Here is a 12,279-nt window from a genome sequence, read left to right as displayed (position 1 = left end):
ACTTCAATAGAAAATTAAAATCACCTATAAAATTTTTATTCCCATTAAACAAAAAAACCTATTTGTTATATTTATATAAAACGACATAATCATTTTATATAAATATAACAAATAGGTATAGCTCGTTTTATCACGATCACCATCCATTAATCAAATTATATATTAAAGATATTTTATTTGCAATATATATTTATTTATTTCCCTTCAACTATCCACTTATTTTTAAATTAATCATTCTAATCTTTTAACATTATACATTATCATATAATATATAATTAAACCTTACAAATGCAATATTTATTAACTAACATTTATATAAAAACTTTGACTATTCTTTCATGTAAATCATACCTGCTTATTTGGCTTATAACTTTAACTCCTTGATTATTTTCAGGGCCACCAGTAACCGGTGATATTCTAAATCGAGTAGAAGCTGAACAATTATTTTATTCTGCGACCTCTCACGCCACCGTATGTACGGTTCCGTATACGGCTATTCCTTAGTTTATGCTTACAACGCATAAGTTATTTAGGAATTAGACAGTGCGCTTTTGCTGAAATTAATGTTTGTGTTTAGCTTAAACATTGTCACAAAAATGGAAATATAGATAATAAAAAATTCTTCATTGCTATCATATAATAAAATTTTAAAAAAGAAACTCCTAATCATTAAAGTTTTTGAGTATTACTTTTTTTATATTTAACTATATAAACAGTCAAAAACAAATAAACTATAATAAATAAAATCGACAGAAGATACATTGCTTTATAAGACGTCGCTTCGATAATTAATCCTAAAAGTAATGAGCCTACTCCAATTCCAATGTCAAAAAAATTAAGGAATGAGCTTACTGCAACCTCTCTACTCTCAATCTCGACCATATTTATCACCCAAGCCTGTATTGCAGGCATAATTGCACTGATTGATACGCCATAAAATATAGCAGACAAATTTAATTGAAGTTCCGATTGACTAAAGGCAATGAGAATCATAGCAATAATTAAGCTTAATCCTGAAGGAACAAGTACGTATATAGGACCTTTATGGTCAAATATTTTTCCTGATATAACCCTAATAAAAATACCAGTAATCGCCGCGATAAAGAAAAACCATGATACATCTGTTATTCCTTGTTGCTTGGCAAATAATGACAAATAGCACATTATTCCGCTAACTACAATACCAAAAAAGAATATTAAAAAGCATTGTGGTAGGACTCTTTTCTCTATCAATTTTAGAGGTACCTTTTTGAATTTATTTTTAGGTGCCTTTTCTTTGATTTTCTGCTTTGTAATTCCTAAAATCATAAGAACGGCTATCAATAATATAACAGCTCCTGTTATAAACATACCACTAAATCCAGCTTTATTAAGAATTTCTATTCCGATCATAGGTCCCACCGACATACAGATAGTTTCACCAACCCCAAAATAGCCCATACCTTCTCCTAACTTTTTGCGAGGCAATTGTTCTGATGCTAATGTAGCATAGTATGTAGTTGCTATACCAAATCCAAGCCCATGTACTAACCTGAATGCTAGCAATACAAGCAGGCAATCTGCAAACATATAGCTTCCGGTTATCAATGTACAGATCAAAATACCAATTAATAAAATATATTTTTTATTCATAATATACATAAGACGATTAACAAATAGTCGAATTATCAGTGAAGAAATTGTAAATGATCCTGCTACCAAACCAATTTGTGATGTGGTGCATCCAACACTTTCAGCAAATAGTGGTAAAGTTGGGACAAGCATTTCAAAGGCCATAAATAATAATGCGTTAGAAATCAATATTAAAATAAAATTCCTTGTCCAAAAAGATTTGTTTTTTGTGTTCATTTAAGTTAACCTCCAGAAAATATATTATTTTATAAGTGCCATCAACTCACATAATACAGTGTTGCGTAACACTATAGTCAAGAAGAAAATAGTAATTAATAATAGTTGTGTTCTTAAAGTCCATATGTCTTAATAATCTAGAAATTTCAAAATGCATACAAAAAGTAAAAAGCCAGTATAACCAAATGGTTGCTGGCTTTTTTATTTTGGATTTTTTCTTTCTGAAATCTTCTTTTATAGTGATAAAAAGAACCCAAAAGTAATATCTGTTTAAGATGTGGCGTCAGAAGTAAATGAAAAGTTAATTGAAAAGATTAAGGAAATCAAAACGAGGCAATCTTGATGATATAAACGTGTAAAATACATTACAAGTGACAACATTGTACATTTATTAATAAATATACAGGGCAGGTTTTGTATCATAGATTATTCAATGAGTAAGTGTTTATTGAAGACCGAAATTGTTATTCATGCTAAAACAGGAGTAAATTAGTAATGTTTATATAGAAATTATTCAATTTGTACCGCAATTTGAATTACATAACCATTAGAATTACAGGTCGCCATAAAATTAAGCATCTCATGCTCATAGACGCTTCCAATAACGCTCCTTTTCTTTTCAACAATATAGGTTCTCAATTTTTCATAGGATAGAGGCAAACTCTCATAGGAACCTTTATGGTTAAGAATTGCATAGTTCCCTTTGGGCTTGACAAGTACTCTTTCATCATTAAATGGCACATACAACTTGTTAAAATAATAGGTAGGTTTCTTACAGTTTCCACTTTCAAATTGTATCTTCGTAAAAACCGACCCAATAGGATACCAGATTTCAATGTTATTCTCTACACAATAGTCGATGTTCTGATGTATCTTTTTTACATCAGCCTTTTCATTATCCTTTTCAGAAAGTTCCACGGCTATCAAAAGTTCTTCCTGACATTCTCGAATAAATGGTTCTCCGCAGACAGCGTGTAGTGCATTATCCGTCATATCAATAGTTAATTGCAGCAATCTTTGCATCCGTTCAATTTTTTTCTCTTCTTTTGCAAGTTGTTCCTTTTTCTCCTTTAGAATAGACAAAAAACGCTCTGGATTCTGATCTTGAATATAGCCTTTAATCTCACTCAACGGGGTATGGACCTCTTTCAAAATGTTGATGATATCAAAAGAAAAACTTTGCTCTGGCGAATAATAACGATAACCATTTTCTTCTACAATCTCTGGCTTTAAAATTCCGATGTCATCATAATGAAATAGAGTATACTTTGTTACACCACATACCTTTGCAAACTCACTTGTAGTGAAATAATTTTCCTTATTGTACATAATAAATTACTCCTATTAACTTTCTAATTACATAATAGTGTATATTATACTAATGCTATGGGATTGTCAAACTGTCCACTAAAAGATTAATAATACCGTATAATCATCTATATTTTCATACATTCTAATTCCGCAGAATATTATCTAACAAGTAAGCGTAAAAAAATTAACTGATAGAAAATGCAAGCCTCCATTGTTAAAATTAGCATAGATTTTAACAATAGAGGTTTATTTCATATGAATAATAATGAAAATATAAATTGGAGAGAAATTGTTAACGCCCTTCCTAAAAATCCTTTAGGTAAGGCTCTTGCATATGCGCAAAAGTTATTACCATATATGAGAACTTTCTTAACGAACGGATGTCTTGAAATTGATAATAATGCAGCCGAAATAGCTATAAAGCCATTTGTAATTGGTAGAAAAAATTGGATGTTTTCAAAGACTTCAAAAGGCGCATCGTCAAGTGCACTTCTTTATAGTATTATTGAAACGGCTAAAGCCAATGGCTTAGCAAGGGAAAAGTATTTAGTATATTTATTTGAAGTGTTGGCAAGTTCGGAAATTAAAGAAAGGGACATGCTAGAAAAATGTATGCCGTGGTCGGAAAACATTCCAGATCAGCTGCGTATCAAGACTAATAAATAATTATTTACATATAAAATTATACCAACAGATAATTTAAATTTTTCTGTTGAGTTTATTTTATCACTTAAATTACGCTACCACTACGCGTTGATTCTTTGACGCTTACAAATAAATCTCTATTTTTTATATATTATCCATATAGATTCTAATATATCTATAATTTAATTAAGTTTATTAATTAGAACATATATATTTAAAAATCCAGAAATAGTCCACAAAATCAAGATTTAAAATTTCAAAATTTCCGAGGGTTTAATTGTTACGCTACCCATGACAATAAAAAAACACGGCCACCTGTAAGCAGCTATTCAAGCCACATGCAAATGGTCGTGTATTTTATGGTGGAGGCGAAGCGTGACCTTTAAAATCCACCAAAAAATCTTATCTTAAACTTGTAAATATTACATTCTATTTGTAAAAAAAATCAATGATATGTATAAATATGTCTTTCAATAATAATATATATCCATTAACTATTTTTTCTCTTATTTCTTCTTCTGCTACATCAGTTTGATAGCTTCTATTCTTTAATGTATAGTTTACAATATCTAAAAAAGATTCAGTCATTTTAATTTTTTTACAATCATTAATAAATAATTTATAAATATCAATTTTATGTTCTATGTAAATTTCTTCAAAATAGTTCCATTCATACAACTCATTATCCATTAAATGCTTTTCTATATCAGTTAATAGATTTCCTCTAATTAATTGTTTTCTACATTCCATAGCAAGTGTTTTAAATTCTGTTGAATGAGACCCTTCAAATAAATCTCCCCACCTCATCACTACATTTTTATCCACTGGTATCATTATATAATTATCTTGTTTAATATATTTAAACTTAGATTCTTTATAGCATTTTTGAAATTCAAAAGGTATGTTCTTCACTGCTATATCATAATAATTTTTAGTAGCTGGCATACAATACATATTTCTCTCTTTAAAATAGCATGTCCCTATTTGCTCAACATCAATATAATTATATTCTATAATATCGCTAAACATATATTCTTTAATAACTTGAAAATCACATTCAATAAAAATATATTCTAATAAATTTCCTTTTTCACAATTTAACTGCACATAATATTTCGACTCAATAATTTTGTTATTTTGTTTCTTATATTTTATTTTCATATTTTTAATAGGATAAATAGAAATACAATTTCCTTTTTCATCATGAAAAAATTCATTATTGGGTAAATATAATTGATTATAATTGCATATTGCCTCAGCTCCAAATCTTATAGGTTTCATCCTATCAGCTATAATACGATATAAGAAGATATCCTCAAAAGCATTATCTTCCGATTGACTATAAGACCCATAATTTGAATTATATATATAATTATCTGCCAAAACCTCTAATATATTTCTGTACCTTTCATCTAAAAGATCACTTTGTGCATATTTAATATGGTATAAAAAAATACCTAACGCAGGAATATCTGTCTTAAAATTAAGTTCTATAGTTTTAATTTTCCCATCTCTACTTTTATAACTTGGTATTAAAGGCAATAATTTATTAGTTTCCAAAAACGATAATGCATGTCCACCTATTTCTATGCTTAATGTATCAAACAAACATTCTATATAATCCTTACTAAAGAATTCATCTGATATTACTGAAGAACTAAAGCGCAATAAGAATTTGCTTACAGCAATATAAAAAAGTTCTTTATATTTATTAATTTTTTCTTGTAATTCATATTCCTCATAATGCTTTCTAGTATCCAACATTTTGGAAGCTAATATTTTTACAAATGCCTCCAACAGAATTTCAACTTTATTATTTGTTAATAGTTCTCGTATTTCTCCAGATAAATCATCATTATAATTGAATTCAAATTCCTTATCATTAATCTCATCCTTAGTATTCTCTATAAACTTGCTAAACTGTGTATTAAATTCTTCTGAAATAGTTTCAAATATTCTTCTAGCCTTTATATATCCCTTAATATCTGTACTTTCTCCGTATTCTTTCATAAAATAAGTCTTAATATGCTCTAATCCAATATACATTAATTCTTCAAAAATTGCTTCGCAAACATCTCTTCCTTCTTTTGTAACCTCATCACGATTTATTGTAATATAGTCACTTGTTTCCTTAAAGCTATAATTAATAATCGCTTCAGAACCACATATTATATACCTTTTTAATATTTCCTGCAATTCAATAGATTGCATTTGAATCCCTTTGTATAATATATTAACTTTTTTATTCTTATCCCACTTATCTCCTAATTTCAACACTAACACATTTCCATCTTTTCTTTCTTCTACTGTCAGGTACCAATTTCTATCTGAAGAACGTAGTGTTGATACTTTTACATTATATTTTTTATTGTTTTTAATAATTGTTTCTTTAACAATACTCTTTTCTGCAACATCACTATCAATAATATTTCTTTTAGTAGTAGCTATTGTATTTTTATTGTAATCTACTAGTTTAACATTAAAAAATGGATGTCTTATTACTGCTTTTGTAATACCAACAATATAATCAATTAAGTAATCTCTCTTTGATTTTCCAAATGGAAATTCACATTGATAACTTGGAGTAGTATATTGTTCATCAACTTTAATGCATTCTACATCCAAACTCATAATAAATTGAGTACCTCTCATGATTGTATTTAGTTTTTCTTCTTCCTTATTCCATATATTACATTGAACAAATCCTGTTTTAGTGCCAGATTCAATAATAATTTCTCTACCGTTATTCTTATCATATGATGTTTTTGTATGAATTATAATTTTATCTGTAGCTAAAAATCCTGAATGTAAACCAATACCAAATGTTCCTGTAGGTTGTAAAAATGCTGGCATTTTTTCTGTAAGCTTTTTATATTCATCATCATTTTTTTTATCCTTTTTTCCTACTTTAAGTATCCTATTAGTAATATCATCTATAGATATTCCTGTTCCATTATCTTCAATAACCACTATTATTTTGCTATAAAAATCCTCTTCTTTGTAATTTTTGCAATTATAATAATATCTAAATGCTTCCAACTCTTCTTTGTTTCTACAATCATAGATTCTAATGGTAACACCATACTTCTTTATAACATCATCTAAATCATCTTTATAATATTTTTCACATATATATTTAATTTTATCATTTTCTGTTTCAAATCTTTCTTCCATATTGAAATTATCTAATTCCTGAAATTGATCTAATAAAAATTGTATCTTTAATGCATCTATTGCGTTTTGTATATATTCTCTTATAAAAATCAGATTATGTTTATATATATTCGTACCTTGTATGATTTGAAATGCTTTTTGTTCAGGTAATGATATTTTTAAATCCTTGTCTGCAAAAATTATCTCTCCATTACTCTTTTTTATATTATGTTGAAGATTAGGAATTGTTCCTAAAAAATTATTAGGCACTATTCTACTCCAATTGTCCCCGAAATTATCAACTTCTTCTTGTATCCATTTTACCCAGCTTCTCATTTCACGTAAGACAGTATCATCATCACTTTCAGATACAATATTAATTGTTTTGGGTGTAATTAAAAAAGATTTAATACTTTTATGCTTTTCATAGTGAATTTTGCTCAGTGCTGGAATCTCATCGCATATAGTAGCTAATTTTATTTCATCAAATCTATTATTATCTAAATCCAGCAAATCTCCTAAACGTATCAGTATTGCTATAAATCTTGGATGAGCTTTATCATTAAAGGCTCCGTTAGTTTCATGATCTAAATCCATTACTAAAGAAAAGTCTTTTGTATGCAAACTACAAATTCTGCCTAAAAGTATTTCTAATCTCTCAGGTAAATGTTTGTGTGGATTTATATTAATATTGCTATTTTTAAATTGTTCATTAATTGTTCCCTCACTTTTGTCACCATGTGATTTCCTGTAATATTCAGATATTAGTATATTTATACTTTGAATCGCATCCAATGGCCAATTTATTTCATGAAAAAATTGTGTTTTAAAACTATCATCTTTAACCCAATATGTATACTGCTTAAAAGCTTTTTCTTTACTTTTTTCTCTAACAAAATCATTAAAATCCCCAGTCTTTAACATCTCCTTGATCTCTTTATACTGGAGACACATGCCAAAATCATGCAAATAAGCTGATAATAATAGTAAAAATGTATCTGTTGGAGATAATTGCTTTATACCACTTTCACCCAACAATGCTTCTATTGAAGATATAATTGTTTCTGAATGAGTCGCATCATGACGACTATAAAATGAGAAATACCTATCTGTCTCATTAATTACATCACAAATCAATGTCTTATTGAAATTATATATATCATAAAGCACCTTATATTTCTGATCTTCATCACCACACAACAATAAATGCTTTTCCAACGTGTATATTGATAGCATATTTCTCTCTCCTTATTATTTAATATAAAATATAAATGTATTTATCAAATTTATTTAATGTGAATAAAATTTATCTAAATATAATCCCCTCTACACATAAATTGTTTTCATAACATACCATATTACTTTAAATATAAATATTTTCTCTAAGCAACTTTTATTACATATATTATATATTTCACATATTTTCTATGTTGCCTTTGCCTTTTTATAAATTATCCAAAATTTAGAGAATCTCCTCAAATAAACTTAGTATCTTCCCTCATTTATCCATTTTAAAGTTATAAAATTATTCAAAATATTTTGCAATTGACATTCTAGCATCTTCTTTTAAAATTTCACATACTTTCTCAAAAAGCTTGTTATCATTAATTTCCTCGATAATTTTAAAAACTTTTTTTCTATTTTCATAATAAATGGATTTGCTACCGAAATTCAATATTCTTTTAAGCCACTTTACATAAGTCTTATTTTCTTTTATTTTATCAAATGAATTTTTTTCACTATGTTTAATATTATGTATGAACTCCTGTATTCCTAATAATACATAATATAGATAGTCTTTTTTTGTTTCACTTTTAAATTTAATTATTATTGCTAATAATTCTAACCCTCTATATGATATATTTTTTAGATAATCATTTCTGAATATATACGAATAAGAAAATATATATACATAGAAATGCATACTATCCTCTTTTATATGTTCAGCTATATCAATGCACCATTCCATAGTATTATTTAATTGTTTATTATCAGAATAATCTATCAGACTACTAAACATATAAAGAAACCCTATTTCTTTCATGTCTCTTTGATCTATAATAGACCTTTTTAATGATTTTTTTTGATTACTAAAAAATTTCTCATTAGTTAAAAATTCTCCATAAATTTCAAATCCAATGCTTAGTATTGCTTTTCTAGTTTCATCACTTCCCCCATTAGATATAGATACTAATATTGAAAAAATAATATTATAATCTAATTGATATAATCTAGATGCATTGTTATGTGTAAATCTTTTAATTTCTTCCAATAAACAACAAATAGATTTTTCATCACATATTGACAAATTTTTATTGCTTACTATTTCTGCTATATTTTTAATATTACTAACATTATGATGTCCTTTACTTAGTTCAACTTCATATTCTTCCAATATATGTTTAACTTCTGTATTTATCTTAAAAATATCAGGCATTTCAAGATTTTCAATGCATTTTACTCCTATTAATTTTTGATATTCAAGATATTTTTCATTTTCTGTTAAGTTATATCTTTTTTGCATCATTTCTTTAATATACTCACTTATTTCAAACCGCTCGTGTGCTAATTTCAGCATTGTATTAATGTAAATACTAGAATAACCAGGTCTTTCCTCAGTTGCTATTGTCAACTGTTCTATAATCTCCTTACATTTTTCAATAGATAAAGTCATCATTATGCTTTTACAGAGTTCTAATTCAATACTCCAATAATAATCCTTCTTACATATACCCACTAATATTGGTTCTAAAATGTTCATCTGTTCATCATTAAACTTATATTCTTCAATAATAGTTTTAATAAAATCTAAATCAGCTAACCTTATTATAGACATATGAGATCTAATTATACTATTATACTTATAAATCCATCTAACCCAATCATCAACTAATTCTTTAGGCATTAAATCTCCTAAAGCCTTTAACCATGTGCTTGCATTATCCCAATAGACCATGGCTATATTATGAAAAATTAATCTATATAATTCTTCTATATTATTTTTTTCATTAACCTCTATTATTCCAATTAATTTCTTTTTATCTTTTTTTTCATCATAAGTTTTTAATGATTGTATCCAACAAATAATTGCTCTACAAATATAACTGCTATTTTTTCCACTATCGTAACATTTTTCTCCAAGTTTTTCATAGTATCGTGCATATAGACTACGAAATGAAATGAAGTTTAGAATATCCCAGTTCCTCATAGCTTCCATTTGACCTGATACAATTAATCTTTCTATTTGCTTATGATCATAAAGTTCATCATTTAAAAATTTTTCAATATTTTTTTCTCTTCTCTGTTCAAGTACATTATATTGGTTTTCCATTTCTAGACGAATAAATCTATAGTGCTTTGTGTATATATCTTCTTTTTTTATGCTACTCTCTTTAATACTCAAATCCCTAATATGCTCAGTCGCAATGAATAATCCCATATAAGATTTATAATATTTACTTTCTGGTGTAATAAGTTTTGAGACTTTTCTTAAACTTGCATCCAATTTTTCGGCATCAGATACAAAAAAATTCTTCCATATTTCACACAATATTCTCTCTTCTTTTTCTATATTAAACTTATCCAAAATATCCACATTTATATCTTCTCCAGTAATTAACCGAAATTGTATACTTAATCTTGTTTGAACCTTTACTAAATAGCTATATAAAAATTCATTTTCTTTTATTTTGTTCATCAGTTCCTGTATATATTTATCTGTTGTTTTATAAAAAAATTGATATGAATATTCTATCAAAATCGAAAACAATAATCGTGTTTCTGAATCTTTATTAAATTTCATCAAATTAATTGTAAGTAATTTATTCCAACATATTTGACATTCTTTTTCATCATTATTTAATAATGCAATAACCAACTGTAATAAAACCCCATACCGGCCACTAAAATTAATTTTTTCACTTATTAATCTATAGTCTTGCTCTGAATCTAGTAAATATATTAAATAAACAAATACCCAATATGTTCTATCTATATTTGAACACTCTAAATATTCAAGAATCATACAACATATATTTTTTACTTTACCAACTTCACCTAATAAAAAACTATGCTCAACTTGCTCTTTATAATAACTGAAAATTTCATCATAGTTCTCTAATTTCATATATGAAATTTTATATAATAACTTTTCATCATCAAATAGTAATTGATTGTTATCAGTTAAACCAGTTTCCTCCAATGGTTTAACTTGTTCTAAATTTAATTTAACTAGTTCATTATATAATTTTGAATCACATCTTTCCCCTCTTGTTTCAGGAATAAATGTTAGCATTAATAATTCTTTCATAGAGTATTTCAATTCGACTTTTTCATTCCAAACATCAAGTTCTTTAACTTCTTTATCTATCTTAGGCATTTCATTCGTTGGTTCAAATTCTAATTCATCAATCTGCGCATTAATTATTGATAAATATTTCTTATAAACCAATACTATTCTAAATTGATTTCTTATTACTTTAAAAACATCTTCAAAAGATTCATCCATTCCATCTATTGCACGTAAAGAAATTTTGACTTTATGATTCTTAATTGGATTTACTTTAGCCGTTAATGCATGTCTATACCAATGAGCTATATTAATTTTATTTCCTCTCTTATGTTTAATTAGAACTTCTGAATCACATCTATTAGAGTCCTCGTCTAATAAATCTACAACAGCAATTACTGCATTTAGTCCATATATTCTATCATTCTCAATCCCAATAAACTTCGTTAATTTTTCATCTATATCATATTCCTTGTCCCATGGCCAATAATTGTGCGAAGCCGCCATCTGTGCAATAGCTTCAATATGATTCTTAACTTCTATATCTTCATTTTCAAATTCATAAAAAATTCTATGTAATAATTTTGACAACCTTAATACATGAGTTTTTCTTACCCATGTTGCCAAATCCCCTATTCCTCTTTTATATTCTAAAGCAACATCAGATGATAAATCTGACGTTTCTTGAGATAACATTCCTAAATCATGAACAATCAAGGCCATTAATAAATAGCCTGCTTCTTTACAATTAATATTCTCTATCCACCCATCTGTTATTGCCCACTCTGAAGTTCTTTTCACCAAGCTACATATATGTCTTAATCCATGATTGGTGAATTCTGGCATATTGCAATTTTCAGATAGTCTATCTATTGTTTCGATTGTTCTCCTAACAATATTAACAAAATTAATAAATGGCGGATTTTTAAATGCTACTACAGCCAAATCACTTTCAAATATATAATTGATTGCTTGATATATATTTATATTAAAATCTGGTAACTCTTTCATAACTTACCCTTTCATTTTTCCTT

The 12,279-nt window shown here is 27.1% G+C and carries 5 protein-coding genes; 1 reads left to right on the top strand and 4 read right to left on the bottom strand.

Annotated elements, in window-relative coordinates; all coding sequences use genetic code 11:
- Positions 1-669: 669 nt before the first annotated feature.
- Positions 670-1,848, bottom strand: a complete 1,179-nt coding sequence (locus tag F3K33_RS03805) for an MFS transporter (protein ID WP_039773203.1) — start codon at positions 1,846-1,848, stop codon at positions 670-672.
- Positions 1,849-2,358: 510 nt separating this feature from the next.
- Entirely contained in the window at positions 2,359-3,177 is an 819-nt protein-coding gene (locus F3K33_RS03800; RefSeq protein ID WP_039773204.1) for a MerR family transcriptional regulator, read from the bottom strand.
- A gap of 237 nt (positions 3,178-3,414) precedes the next feature.
- On the opposite strand from F3K33_RS03800, the gene F3K33_RS27085 reads away from it, so the two are divergent.
- A complete protein-coding gene (locus F3K33_RS27085) occupies positions 3,415-3,825 on the top strand; it encodes an IS66 family transposase (RefSeq protein WP_051144889.1) in 411 nt (136 codons plus the stop codon).
- Positions 3,826-4,233: 408 nt separating this feature from the next.
- Here the strand turns inward: F3K33_RS27085 and F3K33_RS03790 are convergent, their stop codons facing one another.
- Together F3K33_RS03790 and F3K33_RS03785 are read right to left on the bottom strand one after the other, a co-directional pair.
- Positions 4,234-8,193: an HD domain-containing protein gene (locus F3K33_RS03790; protein ID WP_039773206.1), complete on the bottom strand. Its 3,960-nt coding sequence runs from the start codon at positions 8,191-8,193 to the stop codon at positions 4,234-4,236.
- Positions 8,194-8,482: 289 nt separating this feature from the next.
- Positions 8,483-12,256 carry an HD domain-containing protein gene (locus F3K33_RS03785; RefSeq protein ID WP_039773208.1) on the bottom strand — a complete coding sequence of 1,258 codons (3,774 nt, stop codon included), beginning with the start codon at positions 12,254-12,256 and terminating at the stop codon, positions 8,483-8,485.
- Positions 12,257-12,279 lie beyond the last annotated feature (23 nt).

The organism is Clostridium beijerinckii (assembly GCF_008705175.1).
Classification (GTDB): Bacteria; Bacillota; Clostridia; order Clostridiales; family Clostridiaceae; genus Clostridium; species Clostridium beijerinckii.
The sequence above is the reverse complement of the archived record's forward strand: the minus strand, read 5'-3'. Positions and strand labels throughout refer to the sequence as shown.

What these genes read in the sequence shown, in the direction of transcription:
- F3K33_RS27085 (WP_051144889.1), top strand. Translation starts at nt 3,415, where the DNA reads ATGAATAATAATGAAAATATAAATTGGAGAGAAATTGTTAACGCCCTT.
- F3K33_RS03790 (WP_039773206.1), bottom strand. Translation starts at nt 8,193, where the DNA reads ATGCTATCAATATACACGTTGGAAAAGCATTTATTGTTGTGTGGTGAT.
- F3K33_RS03785 (WP_039773208.1), bottom strand. Translation starts at nt 12,256, where the DNA reads ATGAAAGAGTTACCAGATTTTAATATAAATATATATCAAGCAATCAAT.
- F3K33_RS03800 (WP_039773204.1), bottom strand. Translation starts at nt 3,177, where the DNA reads ATGTACAATAAGGAAAATTATTTCACTACAAGTGAGTTTGCAAAGGTA.
- F3K33_RS03805 (WP_039773203.1), bottom strand. Translation starts at nt 1,848, where the DNA reads ATGAACACAAAAAACAAATCTTTTTGGACAAGGAATTTTATTTTAATA.